Origin of the sequence: Herbiconiux oxytropis (assembly GCF_024979315.1) — a bacterium.
GTDB lineage: Bacteria > Actinomycetota > Actinomycetes > Actinomycetales > Microbacteriaceae > Herbiconiux > Herbiconiux oxytropis.
The window spans coordinates 50,208-69,208 of record NZ_JANLCK010000004.1; the positions used below are offsets into that span (position 1 = coordinate 50,208).

Sequence of the window (19,001 nt, forward strand, 5' to 3'; positions counted from 1 at the left end):
GCCTCAGGCCGGGAGCTTGCGGAAGAGCGCGACGAACATGGCGTCGGTCGAGTTGCGGTGCGGCCAGAGCTGAACGGCCGCATCCGGCGCACCGAGGGCGATGGCGTCGCCCGTGACCTCGCGGAGGACGGCCTGGGCATCGAGCTGCTCGAGCGTGTCCGGCCAGCGGCGGAGGGCGCCCTGCACCTGACCTCGCGTCTCCCCCACGTGCGGCGAGCACGTGACGTAGGCGAGCACTCCCCCGGGCTTCAGGGCGGCGACGGCGGAGTCGATGAGGCGCTGCTGCAGGTCGACGAGCTCGGCGACGTCGCTCGGCGCCTTGCGCCAGCGCGCCTCGGGGCGGCGGCGGAGGGCGCCGAGGCCGGTGCACGGCGCGTCGACGAGGATGCGGTCGAACGACTCCGGTTCGGCGTCGCCCACGGTGGTGCCGTCCCGTTCCCACACGACGGGGGGCTCCGGCAGTGCGGCGACGGCCCGGCGCACGAGGCCGGCGCGTGCGGGCACGGGCTCGTTGGCCACCACGGTGGCGCCGCCCAGCCGTGCTTCGGCGGCGAGCAGGGCGGTCTTGCCGCCGGGGCCCGCGCAGAGGTCGAGCCAGCGCTCGCCCTCCACGATCGGGCGGGCGCGGCTGAGGGCCAGGGCGGCGAGCTGCGAGCCCTCGTCCTGCACCCGAGCCGTGCCGTCGTGCACGGCGGGGATGCCGGTCGGGTCGCCGCTCGGGGCGCGCAGCCCCACGGGCGAGAGCGGCGACGGTTCGGTGCCTGCGCCCACGTCGTCGCGGTCGACGAGGCCCGGGAGCGCGGCGAGGCTGAGCGCCGCCGCGGTGTTGTCGGCCTCGAGCAGCTCGTCGAGCTGGAAGGGCACGTCGGCGGCGGGCACGCCATCGGCCGCGAGAGCCCGGCGGAAGGCCCGGATGACCCAGGCCGGGTGCGAGGCGGCCGCGGCGAGCCGGTCGTCGTCGTCGGTCGCCGCGTCCATCACCTTCTCGAGCCACTCGGAGGCCGGTGTCCTGGTGATGCCGCGGAGCACGCCGTTCACGAACCCGGTGGCCGAGCGCGAGGCGACCTGGCGGGCGAGCTCGACCGACTCGTTGACGGCGGCGTGGGTGGCCACCCGCATCGAGAGCAGCTGGTGGCAGCCGAGCTCGAGCACGTCGAGCACGGCGCCGTCGATCTCGGCGACGGGGCGGCCGGAGGCGAGCTCGATCACACGGTCGTAGTAGCCGCGCAGCCGGAGCGTGCCGTAGGTGAGCTCGGTGGCGAGGCCCGCGTCGGCGGAGTCGAGACCGGCCGCGGCGATCTTGGAGGGCAGCAGGAGGTTCGCATAGGCGTCGTCTTCCCGCACGGCGCGGATGACCTCGAGGGCGATGCGCCGGGCGGGCTGCACCGAGCCGGGCCGGTCGGAGGGTGTGGCGGGCTTCCGCCGGTCGGGGCCGCGGCGCTTGCCGTCGCCGGAGGCGGGCCGTCGGCCGGTGGAGGAAGCGGCTGCGCCCCCTCCGCCTGTGCCCCGGCGGGGATCGTCCTGGGGGCCTCGGGTGCTGGGGCTCATCGTGCGGTCATCCTCTCGACTCCCGACCCGCGCCACCAGTCGGCGGCGGGCATCGGCTTCTTCCCGGCGGGGTGCACTCTCAAGAGCTCGAGCGGGTCGGTCGCCGTGCCCACGAGCACGCGTCTGCCGGAGGCGACCACCTCGCCCGGGGCCGGCCGTCGCTCGTCGCGGGCGGGCGCGGCGTCGAGCACCTTCACCCGCACGTCGTCGAACTCGGCGAACGCACCCGGTTCGGGGGTGACCCCGCGGAGCCGTCGGTAGACCTCGTCGAGCGGGGCGGAGAAGTCGAGGTGCGCATTCTCGAGCGAGAGCTTCGGCGCGAGGGTGACCTCGCCTGTCTCGACGGTGCCGACCTGTTCGGTGGCCGCGAGCGAGCCGTCGGCGATGCCGTCGACGGTCTGCACGAGCTGAGCCGCACCGGACTCGGCGAGCCTGCCGAGCAGGTTGCCCGCCGTCTCGTTTCCGCCGATCGGCGTGCGGGTCGTGCTCCAGACGGCACCGGCGTCGAGGCCGGGCACGAGCTGGAAGACGGTGGCCCCCGACTCGGTGTCGCCCTCGATGATCGACCACTGCACGGGAGCCGCGCCCCGCCAGCGCGGCAGCAGCGAGAAGTGCAGGTTGATCCAGCCGAGGCGCGGCGTGGAGAGCAGCGGTTCGCGCACGAGACCGCCGTAGGCCACGATGACCCCGAGGTCGGCGGCGAGCCCGGCGACCGCGGCGGTGACCTCGTCGTCGAGGCGGTTCGCCTTGATCACCGGCAGTCCGAGCTCCTCGGCGGCCAGGGCCACCGGAGACGGGGTGAGCACGCGCTTCCGGCCGAGGGGCGCGTCGACGCGCGTGATGACGGCCGCCACATCGTGGGCGGCGGCCAGAGCGGTGAGGCTCGGCACCGCCACGGCGGGGGTGCCCGCGAACACGAGTCTCATTCCATGATCTCCGAATCGTCGAGCCGCACGCGGAGCGTCGGCGGGGGCGGGCGGTAGCCCGCGGCGCGGCCGGCCTTCGAGCGGCGGGTGGTGGCGTTCTTCACCACGAGTGCCCGCAGGTGACGGGCCACGGACGAGCCGATCGAGTAGTCGAACCGCACGATCGCTCGCACCGTCCCCTCGTCGGCCGGCACCGGACCGAGCGTATCCATCTTCGCCCACTCGGCCTCGGTGAGCAGCGCCTCGAGGTCAGTGAGCGTGGCATTCACAGCATCGGTGGTGCCGGTGATGGTGGCGAGCCGCACGGCGGGCGGGAAGCGCAGGGCCCGCCGGTCTGCGAGCTCGGTGGCGGCCACCTGCTCCTGCTGCCAGGTGGCGAGGCTCCGCGCGAGTTCGCCACCCACCCCCACGAGCACGCTCGTGGCGCGCGGTGCCGAGAGTGCTATCGCGTTCGACCACCAGCGCAGGCAGTCCTCCGCCACCCGCAGCGACTCGCGGGCCAGCATGCGCGGACCGTCCAGCAGCAGCACGGCACGATAGCCGCCGGATGCCCGGGGCTCGGCCCCGCGCGTCGCCACCACGAGGGCGGGCCTCGCGTCGACCGTGAGCACGTGGTGCTCGCCGTCCGAGACGATGACGCGCGTGCCGGGGAAGGCGCGGCCGAGCTCGTCCGCGGTGCGGCCCGCTCCGATCGAAGCGAAGCGGAACGTCTTCCCCTGGCAGTGCGAACACGACCAGTTCGCCGCGATGGCACCGCACAGGCTGCACGAGGGCCGCTCCCGCGCTCCGCCGACCTTGAGCGGCCCCCCGCAGACCGTGCACGATGCGGGCGCCCGGCAGGTCGTGCAGGCGAGGACGGGCGCGTAACCGGGGCGAGCCACCTGCACCAGCACCGGTCCCTCCTCGAGGGCCTTGCGGGCCACCGCCCACGCGGCCGAGGGGATGCGCGCCGCGTTCTGCGGAGCATCCGCATCGTCCTGCTCCGCTGTCGGCACGACGCGGGGCAGATAGCGCGGCGTCGGCGCCACAGGGTGCAGGAAGCCGAGCTCGACGAGGCGCTGCACCTCCGTGCTCCTCGAGTGCGAGACGAAGGCCAGCCGGGCCCCCGACTGCTCCTGGCGCACGAGGGCGGCATCGCGCACGTGCACGTAGGGGGCGAGCGGCTCGCTCTGCAGGGCGTCGCCGTCGTCCCACACCACGATCTGGCCGAGGTGCGAGACCGGGGCGTAGATGCTCGAGCGGTTGCCGATCACCACGTGCGGGCGGCCGTCGAGAGCGGTGAGGAAGTGCGCGTAGCGCTCGGTGCGGGCCTGCCGGGCGTCGAGGCGCACGACGTCGTCGACCCCGACGTGGGCGAGGGCGGCCTCGAGCTCCTCCTGGTCGCGGTAGTCGGGGAGGGCCACGATCACCGACTCACCCGCCCGGTGCACGGCGGCGGCGAGCTCGGCCACGGTGAGCGCCCAGTGGCCCACTGTGGTCTGCTCGTCGAGCACGGCCACCGTGGCGACGGCGGCGATGGCGGCCCGGGCGCCGGGCTCGGCGAGATGGGCTGCATCGGATGCCGAGTAGCCGGCCAGGGCGACGGCCGGCAGGGCGGGCTCGGGGGCCTCAGCGGGCGCAGCCGCGTCATCATCCTCGGGTTCGCCACCCGCCGCGGCCTGCCGCGCCATGAACTGCTTCTCGACCCGCACGAACCGCGGCGGCACCGCGAGCCGCACGATGTCGCACGCGCTCCCGGCCGCGCGGTCGGCGAGCCTGCGGGCGAGCGCCCACACCTCAGGCGTCAGCACCGGCACGGGCGACACGACCTCGTCGAGATCGCTCAGCGCGCCCTCGTACCCGGCCGCACCCTCCTCGCCCCGGTCCTCGAGCTCCACGATGTACCCGCGGGCGCTCCGCCCCGCCGAGCGCAGCGGAACCTTCACCCGCACGCCCGGTGCCGCAGCGGCAGCCAGGGCCTCGGGCACGCGGTAGTCGAACAGTCGATCCAGCTGCGGCAGGGGCGACTCGAGCATCACCCGGGCCACCCGAGTGGCCGGCACGGCTACAGGCCGGCTGCGGCGCGGATCTCCTCGACCCGGTCGAGGCGTTCCCAGGTGAACTCGGGGAGCTCACGGCCGAAGTGGCCGTAGGTGGCCGTCTTGGCGTAGATCGGGCGCAGCAGGTCGAGGTCCTCGATGATGGCTGCGGGCCGCAGGTCGAAGACCTCGCGGAGGGCGTTCGTGATCACGTCGTCGGACACCACGCCGGTGCCGAACGACTCCACGTAGAAGCCCACGGGGGCGGCCTTGCCGATGGCGTAGGCGATCTGCACCTCGAGCCGCGAGGCGAGCCCGGCCGCCACGGCGTTCTTGGCCACCCAGCGCATGGCGTAGGCGGCGGAGCGGTCGACCTTCGACGGGTCCTTGCCGCTGAACGCGCCGCCGCCGTGCCGCGACGCACCGCCGTAGGTGTCGACGATGATCTTGCGGCCGGTGAGCCCGGCATCGCCCTGCGGCCCGCCGATCTCGAACACGCCCGTGGGGTTGATCAGGATGCGCACGCCGGAGTGGTCGAGCTTCAGCCCGCCCTCCTCGGCCGCCTCGAGCACGGGGCGGATGACCACACGCTCCACGTCGGCCCGCAGTTCGTCGAGTCCGATGCGCGGAGAGTGCTGGGTGGAGAGCACGACGGTGTCGACCGTCTTCGGCACGACACCGTCGTAGCCGATGGTGACCTGGGTCTTGCCGTCGGGCCGGAGGTAGTCGAGCAGGCCCTCCTTGCGCACGGCGGCGAGGCGCTCCGAGAGCCGGTGCGCGAGCCAGATCGGAAGCGGCATGAGCTGCGGGGTCTCGGTGGTGGCGTAGCCGAACATGATGCCCTGGTCGCCGGCGCCCTGACGGTCGATCGCATCGGTCGACTCGCCCTCGCGGGTCTCGAACGCGTTGTCGACGCCCTGCGCGATGTCGGGCGACTGCCCGCCTATCGACACCGAGACGCCGCACGAGCGGCCGTCGAACCAGACGTCGGAGGAGGTGTAGCCGATGGAGGTGATCTTCTCGCGCACGATGGCGGGGATCTCGACGTAGCCCTTGGTCGTGACCTCACCGGCCACGTGCACGAGCCCGGTCGTGACGAGCGTCTCGACCGCCACCCGTGAGTGCGGGTCGACCGTCAGCAGTGCGTCGAGGATGCTGTCCGAGATCTGGTCGCAGATCTTGTCGGGGTGGCCCTCGGTGACGGACTCGGAGGTGAAGAGACGAAGAGAGGTCATGGTGCTCCTGTTAGGGCGGCGGCGAACACTCCGAGGATGTCATCTGCCACCGACGTTTTGCTGCCGGATGCCTCCAGAACTATATCGCCGGAGGCGTCCAGAACCGTGACGCTGTTGTCGGCCGTGGCGAAACCCGTGGTCCAGCCGACGGTGTTGAGCACGAGGTAGTCCGAGCCCTTGCGGGCGATCTTGGCGCGGCCGAGCTCCAGGAGCTCCTCGGGTGAGGCGGCGGTCTCGGCGGCGAAGCCCACGATCAGCCGGCCGGTGCGCGGCTCGGCCGAGATGGTGGCGAGGATGTCGGGGTTCTGCACGAGCTCGAGCGTGAGCCGCTCGCCGGTGGCGGCCTTCTTGATCTTGCCGTCGGCCACGCCCACCGGCCGGTAGTCGGCCACGGCGGCGGCCATGATCGTCAGGTCGTGCAGCGGCGCCTCTGCCGACGTGGCGGTGAGGAGCTCGGCTGTGGTCTCCACGCGGAGCACCGTCACCCCTGTGGGCGGTGGCACCTCGAGGTGCGCGGCGATGAGGGTCACGGATGCCCCGCGGTCGCGGGCCGCCTCGGCCAGCGCGACGCCCTGCCGGCCGCTCGAGCGGTTGCCGATGAAGCGCACGGGATCGAGCGGCTCGCGCGTGCCTCCCGCGGTCACGAGCACGCGACGCCCCTCGAGGTCGCGGCCGCGATCCGGCTCCGCCGAGGCGCCGGATCGGGTGGGATGGCGTTCGCGGGCTGACGCCACGGCCAGCGCCTCGGCCACGATGTCGTCGGGCTCGGCCATGCGCCCCACCCCCGCGTCCTTCCCCGTGAGCTGCCCGCTGACGGGCCCCACGAGGTGGATGCCGCGGGAGCGCAGCGTCTCGACGTTGGCGGCGGTGGCGGGGTTCTGCCACATCTCCGTGTGCATCGCGGGGGCGATGACGACGGGGGCCGTGCTCGCGAGCACGGTGTTGCCGAGGAGGTCGTCGGCGAGGCCGTGCGCGAGCTTGGCGATGGTGTTCGCGGTGGCCGGAGCGATCACGATGAGGTCGGCGGCCTGGCCGATGGCCACGTGCCGCACCTCGGCCACGGCCTCGTAGAGGTCGGTGTTGACCGTGTTGCGGGAGATCGCCTCGAGGGTGGGCCTGCCGACGAAGCGGAGGGCGGCCTCGGTGGCGACGACGTGCACGTCGTGCCCGGCGAGAACGAGACCACGGATGACATTCACGGCCTTGTAGGCCGCGATGCCACCCGTGATGCCGACGACGATGTTCACGTGTGCGCGTATCGAGGTGAGTGGGCGGTGACTACTCGATCGGAGCGGCGGGCTTGACGACGAGCTTGTCCTCGTTGATCTCGTGCATGGCGACCGAGAGGGGCTTGTCGTCGATGGTGGAGTCGACGAGCGGTCCGACGTTGTCGAAGAGGCTTCCCTCGTGCAGGTCGGCGTAGTAGTCGTTGATCTGGCGGGCACGCTTCGAGGCGAAGATCACCAGGGCGTACTTCGAGTCGACCTTCGAGAGAAGTTCGTCGATGGGCGGGTCGATGATGCCGAGCTTGTTGGTGGGCATTGTGTGCTTACTCCTTGCCGCGAAGGCCGGCCTCCTGAGCGGGCGCCTTCTGAATCTGCATCAATTCTACGACCTCCGCCGCCGCGGCCTGCACATCGCTGTTCACGACACGGTGATCGAACTCGTCCTGGGCCGCCAGCTCGACCTTCGCGGTGGTCAGCCGGCGCTCCTGCTCCTCGGGCGTCTCGGTGCCCCGGCCGATCAGCCGGCGCACAAGCTCGTCCCAGGTGGGTGGCAGCAGGAAGACGAGCACGGCCTCGGGCATGGCGGCCTTGACCTGTCGCGCGCCCTGGATGTCGATCTCGAGCAGCACGCTCCGCCCGGAGGCGAGCGCATCGTCGATGGGCGGCCGGGGTGTGCCGTAGCGCGACTTGTTGTGCACGACGGCCCATTCGAGGAACTCCCCCGCGTCGACCATGCTGTCGAAGCGCTCGTCGTCGAGGAAGTAGTAGCTCACGCCCTCGACCTCGCCCGGTCGCGGAGCCCGGGTGGTGGCCGAGACCGACAGGCAGACCTCCGGATAGTTCTCCCGGATGTAGGTCGAGACGGTGCCCTTGCCGACGGCCGTGGGGCCGGCGAGCACCACGAGCCGGGTCTCGCCGTCGCGCTCGATCTGCGGAGCGCGCTGCGAGAGGTACTCGCGGAGCCGCTCCTGCTGGTGCACCCCGAGCCCTGCGAGCTTCTTCGTGGGCGCGATGCCGAGGCGTTCCATGATGCGCTCGACCCGCACGGGGCCGAGGCCGGGGATGCTCTGCAGCAGGTCGCGCACGCGCATGGTGGCTTCGACGCTCTCGGTGCTGCGGAGGGCGTTGTCGAGAACCGACACGGCGCTCAGCCGGCGCTCGTTGACGGCCCGCTTGATCGCGGCCCGCGCGCGGCGGGCGGCCACGGCGGCCCGGGAGGCGGCGGCGCGGTCGACCTCGGGCGGATTCACGCGATCACCTCCGCCAGGGCGTCGGCCTCGGCCGTGATGGCGTCGGCGAGTGCTGCGGTGCCGAGCGTGCCGCGCGAGCCCTTCTCCAGGATGGAGCGGGAGACCGCCACGATCACGTCGGGTGCGAGCGGGCCGAACACGTGCGGGATGGCCGAGAATTCCGCGCCCTGGAATCCGAAGCCCGGTGCGAGCACCGGAGTGGTGGAGAGCCCGCGGAGGGACTCTGCCGTGAAGCCGTACTCGTCGAGTCGCTTGGTGGCACCGAGCACGAGCCCGAAGTCGCCGAGGCGGGTGCGGTCGGTGTTGCGCGCGGCGACCTCGTCGGCCACGATCCGCGAGACGGTCGCCCCGGAATCGGACCGGGCCGTCTGAAGCGTGCGCGACTCGGGGTTGGAGGTGGCGCTCAGCACGAACACGCCCTTGCCGGCGGCCTCCGCCTCGTCGAAGAGGCCCGAGAGGGCGCCCACGCCCGTGAACGCCGTCACGGTGAGCGCGTCGACCTCGAGGGGCGAGCCGGCACGCAGCCACGCCGCCGCGTAGCCGTCGTTCGTCGAGCCGATGTCGCCGCGTTTGGCGTCGCCGATCACGAGCAATCCGGCAGCCCTGGCGATCGCGAGCACGTCCTCGAGCGCCCGGAAGCCGGCCGATCCGTGCGCCTCGAAGAACGCGACCTGCGGCTTCACGATGCCGGCGCGGCCGGAGGCCGTCACCGCCTCGATCACCGTCAGGCCGAAGTCGCGCGCGCCCTCGGCGTCGGGCGTGTAGCCCCAGGCCTCGACGAGGTACGGATGCGGATCGATGCCCACGCAGAGGTGACCCTTCGAACCGAAGGCCGCGTCCAGCCTCACCCCGAAGGAGGCGGTCGAGGAGGAGCCGCTCATCCGCGCGCGCTCCGGGCCAGGGCGTACTCCTGAAGCGAGGTCACCTCGAAGCCGTCCTTGAGGGCGTCGAACGAGGCCACGGCGGCGCCGAGCTGCGCGATCGTGGTGAACAGCGGCTTGTCGGCGGCCACGGCGGCGGCGCGGATCTCGTACCCGTCCACGCGGGCCGAGCGGCCGCTCGGGGTGTTGATCACCATGTCGACCGAGCCGTTGTTGATGAGGTCGACGACGGTCTCGCCCTCCCCCTGGTCCGAGAACTTGGCCACGATCCTGGCGTGGATGCCGTTGCGGTTGAGCACCTCGGCGGTGCCCTCGGTGGCGAGGATCTCGAAGCCGAGCTGCTGCAGCCGGAGCACCGGGAGCACGATGGCGCGCTTGTCGCGGTCCGAGACCGAGACGAACACGGTGCCCGAGGTGGGCATCCCGCCGTAGGCGGCATCCTGGCTCTTCGCGAAGGCGCGCGGGAAGTCGCGGTCGATGCCCATGACCTCACCGGTCGAGCGCATCTCCGGCCCGAGCACCGAGTCGACGATGAGCCCCTCCTTGGTGCGGAACCGCTTGAACGGCAGCACGGCCTCCTTCACGGCGACCGGGGAGTCCAACGGCACGACGGAGCCGTCCTGCACGGGGAGCATCCCCTCCTCCTTGAGCGCGGCGATCGAGGTGCCCACCATGAGCCGCGAGGCGGCCTTGGCGAGCGGGATGCCGAGCGCCTTCGAGACGAACGGCACGGTGCGGGAGGCCCGCGGGTTGGCTTCGAGCACGTAGAGGATCCCGGCGCCGATGGCGAACTGCACGTTGAGCAGGCCCCGCACGCCGATGCCCTCTGCGATGGCGAGGGTGGCGTCGCGCACGCGGTCGATCTGCGTGCGGCCGAGGGTCACGGGAGGAAGCGAGCAGCTCGAGTCGCCGGAGTGGATGCCGGCCTCCTCGAGGTGCTCCATGATGCCGCCGATGTAGAGCTCGTGCCCGTCGTAGAGCGCGTCGACGTCGATCTCGATCGCGTCGTCGAGGAACCGGTCGACGAGCAGCGGGTTGGCCTGGCCCACCATGCCCTGACCCGCGATCCGCTCGAAGTAGTCGGCGAGGGAGGGTGCGTCGTAGACGATCTCCATGCCCCGGCCGCCGAGCACGTACGAGGGGCGCACGAGCACGGGGAAGCCGATCTCCTCGGCCACGGCCACGGCCGACTCGTAGTCGGTGGCGGTGCCGTTCTTCGGCGCCAGCAGCCCCGCCGCGTCGAGGATGCCGGAGAACAGTCCCCGCTCCTCGGCGAGGTCGATGGCGGAGGGCGTGGTGCCGAGGATCGGCACGCCAGCCTCCTCGAGGCCCTTCGCGAGCCCGAGCGCGGTCTGTCCGCCGAGCTGCACGACCACGCCCACGAGCTCGCCGGACTGCGACTCGGCATGGATGACCTCGAGCACGTCCTCGAGCGTGAGCGGCTCGAAATAGAGCCGGTCGCTCGTGTCGTAGTCGGTCGAGACCGTTTCGGGGTTGCAGTTGATCATGATCGTCTCGAACCCGGCGTCATGCAGGGCGAACGAGGCGTGCACGCAGGAGTAGTCGAACTCCACGCCCTGGCCGATGCGGTTCGGGCCGGAGCCGAGGATGACGACCTTGCGGGCGTCGGAGGGCTCGACCTCGGTCTCGAGGTCGTAGCTGGAGTAGTGATAGGGCGTGAGGGCGGGGAACTCTCCGGCGCACGTGTCCACGGTCTTGTAGACGGGGCGGATGCCGAGGATGTGGCGGACCTCGCGCACCTCCTTCTCGCCGAACCCGCGCAGGGTGGCGATCTGGGCATCCGAGAAGCCGTGCTCCTTGGCGAGCGTGAACATCGCGTGGTCGGCGTTCTCCGAGGCGGCGATGGCCTCGGCGACCTCGTTGATGAGCACGATCTGGTCGATGAACCAGGGGTCGATCTTGGTGGCCTCGAAGACCTCCTCGTTCGTCGCTCCCGCCCGGAGGGCCTGCTGCACCGTGATGATGCGGCCGTCGGTGGGCACCGCGGCGATCGCGAGCAGCTCGTCCTTGTCGCCGGGCTCGCCCTCCCAGTGGAACGAGGATCCGCGCTTCTCGAGCGAGCGCAGCGACTTCTGCAGCGCCTGCGTGAAGTTGCGGCCGATCGCCATCGCCTCGCCCACCGACTTCATGGTGGTCGTGAGGGTGGGGTCGGCGGCCGGGAACTTCTCGAACGCGAACCGGGGCACCTTCACCACGACGTAGTCGAGCGTGGGCTCGAAGGAGGCCGGGGTCACCTTGGTGATGTCGTTGGGGATCTCGTCGAGCCGGTAGCCGATGGCGAGCTTGGCGGCGATCTTGGCGATCGGGAAGCCCGTGGCCTTCGACGCGAGCGCAGAGGAGCGCGAGACCCGCGGGTTCATCTCGATCACGATGATCCGCCCGTCGGCCGGGTCGACCGCGAACTGGATGTTGCAGCCGCCGGTGTCGACGCCCACGGCCCGGATGATGTCGATGCCGATGTCGCGGAGCTTCTGATATTCGCGGTCGGTCAGGGTGAGCGCCGGCGCCACCGTGATGGAGTCGCCCGTGTGCACGCCGACGGGGTCGACGTTCTCGATCGAGCAGACGACCACCGTGTTGTCTGCGGTGTCGCGCATGAGCTCGAGCTCGTACTCCTTCCAACCGAGGATGGACTCCTCGAGGAGCACCTCGGTGGTGGGGCTCTGGTGCAGGCCATCGCCGACGATGCGGCGGAGCTCCTGCTCGGTGTAGGCGAAGCCCGATCCGAGGCCGCCCATGGTGAACGAAGGGCGCACGACGAGCGGGTAGCCGAGGTCTTCGGCGAAGCCCACGGCCTCCTCGACGGTGCGCGCGATGTGCGAGCGCGCCACGTCGGCGCCCGCGTCGAGCACGAGCTGCTTGAAGATCTGGCGGTCCTCGCCCTTGTTGATGGCCTCGAAGTTCGCGCCGATCAGCTCGACGTCGTACTTCTCCAGGATGCCGTGCTCGTGCAGCTGGATGGCCGCGTTGAGCGCCGTCTGGCCGCCGAGGGTCGGCAGGATCGCATCCGGCTTCTCCTTGGCGATGATGGCCTCGATGACCTGCCAGGTGATGGGCTCGACGTAGGTGGCGTCGGCGAAGTCGGGGTCGGTCATGATCGTGGCCGGGTTCGAGTTCACCAGGATGACGCGCACGCCCTCCTCGCGCAGCACGCGGCAGGCCTGGGTGCCCGAGTAGTCGAACTCGACGGCCTGACCGATGACGATCGGGCCGGATCCGATGACGAGGACACTCGTGATGTCGTCTCTCTTGGGCATTACTGGTCGTCTCCTTCAGAGAGTGCGGGGGTGCTCTTCTTGGCGAGGATCATGTCGCGGAAGCGGTCGAAAAGGTACATGGAGTCGTGCGGGCCGGCCGCGGCCTCGGGGTGGTACTGCACCGAGAACGCGTCGAGGTCGAGGCAGCGGATGCCTTCCACCACGTCGTCGTTGAGGCTCACGTGGCTGACCTCCACCCGGCCGAAGCCGGCGGGCGAGTCGACGACGCCCTCGCGGGGCGCATCGACCGCGAAGCCGTGGTTCTGGCTCGTGATCTCGACCCGGCCGGTGACCTTGTCGAGCACGGGCTGGTTGATTCCCCGATGGCCGAAGGGCAGCTTGTAGGTGCCGAAGCCGAGCGCGCGGCCGAGCAGCTGGTTGCCGAAGCAGATGCCGAAGTAGGGCAGGCCTCCGCGCAGCAGGTCCTGCAGCAGCTCCACGTGGGTCTCGGAGGCCTCCGGGTCGCCGGGGCCGTTGGAGTAGAAGAGCGAGTCGGGCTCGAGGGCGCGCACCTCGTCGGCCGTGATCGACTCGGGCAGCACCTCCACGTCGAAGCCGCGCTCCGCGAGGTAGTTGAGGGTCGAGGTCTTCACTCCGAGGTCGAGCACGGCGACCGAGCCGATCCGCTCGCCGACCGCGGGCACCTGGTAGCGCTCGCGGGTCGACACCACGGTCGAGAGCTTCTGGCCGGCCATCCCGGCGCCCGAGCGCACGGCGTTCAGCTGCTCGGTGGCGCTCAGCTCGTACTCGGCGCCGGAGAAGATGCCGGCGCGCATGGCGCCGAGGCTCCGGAGGTGCCGGGTGACCGCGCGGGTGTCGATGCCCGAGATGCCCACCACGCCGTCGGTCTCGAGGTCGTCGTCGAGGGAGCGCTGGGCCCGGAAGTTCGACACGACGCGCGAGGGGTCGCGCACGACGTAGCCGGCCACCCAGATCTTCGACGACTCCTTGTCGGTGTCGTTGACGCCGGTGTTGCCGATGTGCGGAGCCGTCTGCATGACGATCTGGCCGGCGTAGGAGGGGTCGGTGAGGGTCTCCTGGTAGCCGGTCATGCCGGTGGCGAAGACGGCCTCGCCGAGGGTGCGGCCGCGCGCGCCGTAGGCACGGCCCTCGTAGCGTCGTCCGTCTTCCAGCACGAGTACGGCGGGTTCGGTGGTGATCACGACGAGGGTCCTTCCTGTTGCGGGATGATCGAGTTCGTGGAGTCGATCAGAGTGGTCGAGTCGCCCAGCTGCGTCGGCCGGAGGTAGCTCTCGACGTCGACGGGGCCGGTGGCGGAGTCGTAGGTCCAGTCCAGGCGCACGAGGCCCCCGGATTCGACGACGCGGTCGATGGCCCAGGTGGAGGTGCCGATCGACCGGATGCGAGCTGCCGGGATGAAGGTCTCCGGCTCCCCCGGGATGGCGATCGCGACGCCGCCGCCGAAGACCGAGGCGATGCCGCGACCGCGGAACGCGAGGCCGGGTATGGTCAGCCGTTCGAGCGGCTGGCCGGCGAGGGTGGTGGCGACGTAGAGCACGGCGCTCTGCGCGAGGGCCGTTCCCCGCCCGGCGGCACCGGTGTCGTCGGTCGCGGGAGCCCCGAAGGCGGCCTGTCGGCGCTTCCGCGCGCGCCACGCGAGCACCATGGTGAGGAGGATGGCGAGGCCGAGCGCCGTGACGATGGCACCCCAGAGGAGTCGTTCCATCAGCGCATCCCCTCTGCCGTGTCGCCCGCGGGGGCGAGCACGCCGTCCCGGAGGGTCGGGTAGCCGTGGTGGAAGGTCCAGCGCACCGAGCCCGAGAGCGTCACGCCCTCGTAGGGGGTGTTCGTGCTGCGGCCGTGCAGGCGGTCGAGCGCGAAGCTGCTCGAGGCCGCCGGGTCGACGAGCGTGATGTTGGCGGGAGCGCCGTCTTCGAAGGAGTGGCTGTGGTCGTCGAGCCGGCCGATGCGCGCCGGGGCCGTGGAGAGCACGCGGGCGACGCCCGCCCAGTCGAGGAGGCCGGTGTCGACGAGCGCGGTCTGCACCACGGGCAGAGCGCTCTCGAGTCCGACCATGCCGAACGCCGCGGCATCCCACTCGCACTCCTTGCTCTCGCGCGGGTGCGGTGCGTGGTCGGTCGCGATGATGTCGATCGTGCCGTCGGCGACGCCTTCGCGGAGAGCCTGCACGTCCTCGTCCCGCCGCAGCGGCGGGTTCACCTTGTAGCGCGCGTCGTAGCTCCGGATGAGCTCCTCGGTGAGGAGCAGGTGGTGCGGGGTCGCCTCGGCGGTCACCTGGACGCCGCGGGCCTTCGCCCAGCGCACCACGTCGACCGATCCGGCGGTCGAGAGGTGGCAGATGTGCAGCCGCGCACCCACGTGCTCGGCCAGCAGCACGTCGCGGGCGATGATCGACTCCTCGGCCACGGCGGGCCAGCCCTTGAGGCCGAGCTCGGAACTCAGCGCGCCCTCGTTCATCTGCGCGTTCTCGGTGAGCCGCGGATCCTGGGCGTGCTGCGCGATGACGCCGTCGAAGGTCTTGACGTACTCGAGCGCACGGCGCATGAGCAGCGAGTCGTGCACGCACTTCCCGTCGTCCGAGAACACCCGCACCCCGGCGCGGGACTGCGCCATGGCGCCGATCTCGCTCAGCCGCTCGCCGGCGAGGCCGACCGTCACGGCGCCGATGGGGCGCACGGTCGCGTAGCCCGCGGCACGGCCGAGGGCCTGCACCTGCTCCACCACGCCCGCGGTGTCGGCGACGGGCTGCGTGTTGGCCATCGCGAAGACGGCCGTGAAGCCGCCGGCCGCGGCGGCGCGGGTGCCGGTCAGCACCGTCTCGCTCTGCTCGAAGCCGGGCTCGCGGAGGTGGGTGTGCAGGTCGACGAGGCCGGGGAGGGCCACGAGGCCCTCGGCGTCGACCACCGTGGTGCCGGCGGGAGCCGAGGTGCCGAGGGCGGCCGACATGATCCGGCCGTCCTGCACGAGGATGTCGGCGACCGCGCCGCTGGGAAGGGTCGCGCCCTTCAGCAGGTGGGTGCTGCTCGTCATGCCAGGGCCTCTCGTTCGCCGGACAGCAGGAGGTAGAGCACTGCCATTCGGATGGACACCCCGTTCGCGACCTGCTCGAGCACGGTCGACTGGGCGGAATCCGCCGCGGCGGCCGAGATCTCGAGGCCGCGGTTCATCGGTCCAGGGTGCATCACAATGCTATCCGGGCCGAGGGCCGTGAGGCGCTCGTCGTCGAGGCCCCACTGGCGGGCGTACTCGCGGGCGTTCGGGAAGTACGCGGCGTTCATCCGCTCGCTCTGGATGCGCAGCATCATCAGCACGTCGGGCCTGATGCTGCGGAGCGTCTCGTCGAGGTCGAAGCTCACCGCGGCGGGCCAGCTGCCCACGCCGAAGGGCACGAGGGTGGCCGGGGCCACGAAGGTCACCTCGGCGCCGAGGGTGCGCAGCAGCCACAGGTTCGACCTGGCCACGCGGGAGTGCAGGATGTCGCCGACGATCACGACCCGGACCCCGTCGAGGTCCTTGCCTCGGCTGGATCCCGGGTGCAGTCGCCGGCGCATCGTGAACGCGTCGAGGAGCGCCTGGGTGGGGTGCTCGTGGGTGCCGTCGCCGGCGTTCACGACGCCCGCGTCGATCCAGTCGCTCTGCGCGAGCACCTGCGGGGCGCCCGAGGCGTGGTGCCGGATGACGACGCCGTCGGCGCCCATCGCGGCGAGGGTCTGCGCCGTGTCCTTGAGGCTCTCGCCCTTCGAGACGCTCGAGCCCTTGGCGCTGAAGGTGATGACATCGGCCGAGAGCCGCTTCGCCGCGGCCTCGAACGAGATGCGCGTGCGCGTCGAGTCCTCGAAGAAGAGGTTCACGACGGTCTTGCCCCGGAGGGTGGGGAGCTTCTTGACCTCGCGGGTCTGCACGTCGGCCATGTCCTCGGCCACGTCGAGGATGTGGATGGCCTGGTCGCGCGTGAGGTCGCGGGTCGAGAGGAGGTGTCTCATCCTTCGATCGTCACCTCCTCCGCGCCGTCGATCTCGGTGAGGTGCACGTTGATGCGCTCGTCGCGGGAGGTCGGCAGATTCTTGCCCACGAAGTCGGCGCGGATGGGCAGTTCTCGGTGACCGCGGTCGACGAGCACGGCGAGGCGCACCGCGCGCGGGCGGCCGAGGTCGTTCAACGCGTCGAGAGCGGCCCGGATGGTGCGGCCCGAATAGAGCACGTCGTCGACCAGCACCACCGTGGCGCCGTCGATCCCCCGCCGCGGCACCTGGGTGGGGGCGGGCGTGCGGGTGGGGTGCTTGGCGAGGTCGTCGCGGTACATCGTGATGTCGAGCGAGCCCACCAGATCGGCGGCGCTCGCGGCCGACGGCTCGATCCGGCCGATCTCGGCCCCGATCCGCTCGGCGAGCACGGCTCCTCGCGTGGGGATGCCGAGCAGCACGAGTTCGTCGGCCCCCCGGTTGGACTCCAGGATCTCGTGAGAGATCCGAGTCAACGCCCGGGCTATGTCAGCCTGCTGCAGCACTGTGCGCGCCATGCGACCGACCTCCTTTCCCGTCTCTCGTACGGCCTTTAAAGGATGTCCATGTCTTCGCCCTCCACCCTATCAGCCGCGGTGGGGCCGCCCGTCGCCGCGTTCAGCGCCGCGACACCTCCGGGACACGCCGCGTTCACCCGCGTGCGGTGCGCTGGTCGGATCCCCATCCCGACCTGAGGAGAACCATGCCCCGTCGTCCCGCCCTCGCCGTGCTCGGCACGTGCGCCGGTGCCGCCCTCGTCGCCGGAGCCGCGTTCGGCGCGGCAGCCGCGGTGCAGGCCGCGCCCGTGAGCGAGCCCATCAGCGTCAGCGCCGATGACGCGCGTCTGGCCCTCGACCCGATCTCCGGTTACGAGACCGGGGTGTTCGACGAGAGCGCCGCCGAGATCGTGCAGTTCCACGCCGGCACCGACCGGGCCTTCGTGGTGAACGCGCAGGCAGGAGTCGCCGAGGTCCTCGACTTCTCGGACCCCGCGGCTCCCGTGAAGCTGCACGACCTCGTGACCGCGGGTGTCGTGGCCGGTGACGGCTCCGTGGTGCCGCCGAGCGCCGTCGCCAACTCGGTGGCCGTGCGCGCCGACGGCCTCGTGGCGCTGGCTGTCGAGAACGACCCGAAGACCGACGCCGGCTGGGTCGTCTTCTTCGACGCCGCCGGCGATGGAGCATCCGCCCTCGGCGCCGTCCGCGCCGGTGCGCTGCCGGACATGGTCACCTTCTCCCCCGACGGCACCACGGCGCTCGTGGCGAACGAGGCGGAGCCCGCCGAGGACTACTCGGTCGATCCGGAGGGATCCGTCTCTGTGATCGGACTGCCCGCCGAGCTAGCAGCGCCCCTGCAGGCTGCGGTGCGGACGGCCGACTTCCACGCGTTCGAGGCCGGGGGCACGAAGGCCCTGCCCGAGGGCGTGCGGATCTTCGGCGGCATCGAGGGCTCGGCCTTCCCGGTCTCGGAGAACCTCGAGCCCGAGTACATCACGGTCGCGGGCGACGGGCTCACCGCCTACGTCTCGATCCAGGAGGCGAACGCGCTGGGCGTCGTCGACCTCGCGTCGGCGACGATCACGGACATCCTGCCGCTCGGCACCCAGGACCACCTGAGCGTGCCGATCGACGCCTCGGACCGCGACGACGCGGTGAACATCGCCGCCTGGCCCGTGAAGGGCTTCTTCATGCCCGACGCCATCGGCAGCTTCGAGTCCGAGGGCGAGACCTTCGTGGTCTCGGCCAACGAGGGCGACAGCCGCGACTGGGACGGCTTCAGCGAGGTCGCCAGGGTCAAGGACCTCGGCTCCGACGGCCTTGCACCGGTGTGCGAGCCGCTGGCGTCGTTCGTGACCGATGACCAGCTCGGCCGTCTCAACGTCACCACCGCGAACGGCCTCGACGAGACGACAGGGTGCTATGCGGAGCTGTTCTCCTTCGGCTCGCGCTCATTCTCGATCTGGTCGGCCGACGGCACCCAGGTCTTCGACTCGGGCTCCGACTTCGAGGAGATCACCGCCGAGGCGCTGCCGGAGGGCGTCTTCAACTCGAGCCACACGGATGTCTCGTTCGACAACCGCAGCGATGACAAGGGCCCCGAGCCCGAGGGCCTCGCGATCGGCACGATCGACGACCGCACCTACGCGTTCATCGGCTTCGAGCGTGTGGGTGGCGTGATCGTCTACGACGTGACCGACCCGGCCGACGCGTCGTTCGTCACCTACGTCAACAACCGCGACTTCTCGATCGAGGATCCGTCGGTCTCGCCTGAGGCTCTCTCGGCCTCGGGCGACCTCGGCCCCGAGGGGCTCGACTTCGTGCCGGCCGCGGACTCCCCCACGGGTGAGCCGATGCTCCTCGTGGGCAACGAGGTCTCGGGCACCACCACGGCGTTCGCCGTCGACGTGCTGGTGGAGCCCGTGCCGTCGCCGTCGCCCGAGCCCACCGTCACGCCCGAGCCCACGCCGACCTCCGACCCGACCCCGACGGCGTCGCCGACCCCCTCGGCGCCTGCCTCTCCCACGGGCGCGCCCGGCGCAGGCGGCTCCCTCGCCGCCACCGGCACCGACCCGCTGCCGGGCATCGCGGCCGTGGCAGCGCTCTTCGCCGCGGGCCTCGCCGCCCTCACCCTCACGCGCCGCCGCCGGGCCTGACCC

At 71.6% G+C, this 19,001-nt stretch carries 15 protein-coding genes; 1 reads left to right on the plus strand and 14 read right to left on the minus strand.

The window, feature by feature from the left end:
• Positions 1-3 precede the first annotated feature (3 nt).
• The 14 genes from N1028_RS08730 to pyrR are packed head-to-tail and all read right to left on the minus strand — an operon-like array spanning position 4 to position 16,863.
• Positions 4-1,548 (minus strand): RsmB/NOP family class I SAM-dependent RNA methyltransferase, encoded by a 1,545-nt coding sequence (locus N1028_RS08730; protein WP_259526662.1) that lies wholly within the window; start codon positions 1,546-1,548, stop codon positions 4-6.
• Complete coding sequence (gene fmt / locus N1028_RS08735) at positions 1,545-2,474, minus strand: methionyl-tRNA formyltransferase (protein WP_259526663.1); 930 nt, start codon at positions 2,472-2,474, stop codon at positions 1,545-1,547. Before fmt ends, N1028_RS08730 begins: the two co-directional genes overlap by 4 nt.
• A complete protein-coding gene (locus tag N1028_RS08740) occupies positions 2,471-4,489 on the minus strand; it encodes a primosomal protein N' family DNA-binding protein (protein ID WP_259526664.1) in 2,019 nt (672 codons plus the stop codon). Before N1028_RS08740 ends, fmt begins: the two co-directional genes overlap by 4 nt.
• 29 nt (positions 4,490-4,518) lie before the next feature.
• A complete protein-coding gene (gene metK / locus N1028_RS08745) occupies positions 4,519-5,727 on the minus strand; it encodes a methionine adenosyltransferase (protein WP_259526665.1) in 1,209 nt (402 codons plus the stop codon).
• Positions 5,724-6,974 (minus strand): bifunctional phosphopantothenoylcysteine decarboxylase/phosphopantothenate--cysteine ligase CoaBC, encoded by a 1,251-nt coding sequence (gene coaBC / locus N1028_RS08750; protein WP_259526666.1) that lies wholly within the window; start codon positions 6,972-6,974, stop codon positions 5,724-5,726. Before coaBC ends, metK begins: the two co-directional genes overlap by 4 nt.
• 31 nt (positions 6,975-7,005) lie before the next feature.
• On the minus strand, positions 7,006-7,269 hold the full coding sequence (rpoZ, locus tag N1028_RS08755; RefSeq protein WP_259526667.1) for a DNA-directed RNA polymerase subunit omega: 264 nt from the start codon (positions 7,267-7,269) through the stop codon (positions 7,006-7,008).
• 7 nt (positions 7,270-7,276) lie between these two features.
• Positions 7,277-8,203: a guanylate kinase gene (gene gmk, locus N1028_RS08760; RefSeq protein WP_259526668.1), complete on the minus strand. Its 927-nt coding sequence runs from the start codon at positions 8,201-8,203 to the stop codon at positions 7,277-7,279.
• The gene (pyrF, locus tag N1028_RS08765; protein ID WP_259526669.1) at positions 8,200-9,084 is read right to left on the minus strand and encodes an orotidine-5'-phosphate decarboxylase; all 885 of its coding nucleotides are present in this window, start codon (positions 9,082-9,084) and stop codon (positions 8,200-8,202) included. Before pyrF ends, gmk begins: the two co-directional genes overlap by 4 nt.
• Positions 9,081-12,362 carry a carbamoyl-phosphate synthase large subunit gene (gene carB, locus N1028_RS08770; protein WP_259526670.1) on the minus strand — a complete coding sequence of 1,094 codons (3,282 nt, stop codon included), beginning with the start codon at positions 12,360-12,362 and terminating at the stop codon, positions 9,081-9,083. The genes pyrF and carB overlap by 4 nt, the downstream gene beginning before the upstream one ends.
• Positions 12,362-13,522 (minus strand): glutamine-hydrolyzing carbamoyl-phosphate synthase small subunit, encoded by a 1,161-nt coding sequence (gene carA / locus N1028_RS08775; RefSeq protein ID WP_259528060.1) that lies wholly within the window; start codon positions 13,520-13,522, stop codon positions 12,362-12,364. Before carA ends, carB begins: the two co-directional genes overlap by 1 nt.
• The gene (locus N1028_RS08780; RefSeq protein WP_259526671.1) at positions 13,522-14,049 is read right to left on the minus strand and encodes a PH-like domain-containing protein; all 528 of its coding nucleotides are present in this window, start codon (positions 14,047-14,049) and stop codon (positions 13,522-13,524) included. The genes carA and N1028_RS08780 overlap by 1 nt, the downstream gene beginning before the upstream one ends.
• Complete coding sequence (locus tag N1028_RS08785; protein ID WP_259526672.1) at positions 14,049-15,374, minus strand: dihydroorotase; 1,326 nt, start codon at positions 15,372-15,374, stop codon at positions 14,049-14,051. The genes N1028_RS08780 and N1028_RS08785 overlap by 1 nt, the downstream gene beginning before the upstream one ends.
• Positions 15,371-16,327: an aspartate carbamoyltransferase catalytic subunit gene (locus N1028_RS08790; protein ID WP_259526673.1), complete on the minus strand. Its 957-nt coding sequence runs from the start codon at positions 16,325-16,327 to the stop codon at positions 15,371-15,373. Before N1028_RS08790 ends, N1028_RS08785 begins: the two co-directional genes overlap by 4 nt.
• A complete protein-coding gene (pyrR, locus tag N1028_RS08795) occupies positions 16,324-16,863 on the minus strand; it encodes a bifunctional pyr operon transcriptional regulator/uracil phosphoribosyltransferase PyrR (protein ID WP_259526674.1) in 540 nt (179 codons plus the stop codon). Before pyrR ends, N1028_RS08790 begins: the two co-directional genes overlap by 4 nt.
• A gap of 185 nt (positions 16,864-17,048) precedes the next feature.
• On the opposite strand from pyrR, the gene N1028_RS08800 reads away from it, so the two are divergent.
• Entirely contained in the window at positions 17,049-18,998 is a 1,950-nt protein-coding gene (locus tag N1028_RS08800) for a choice-of-anchor I family protein (protein ID WP_259526675.1), read from the plus strand.
• The last annotated feature ends 3 nt before the right edge of the window (positions 18,999-19,001 follow it).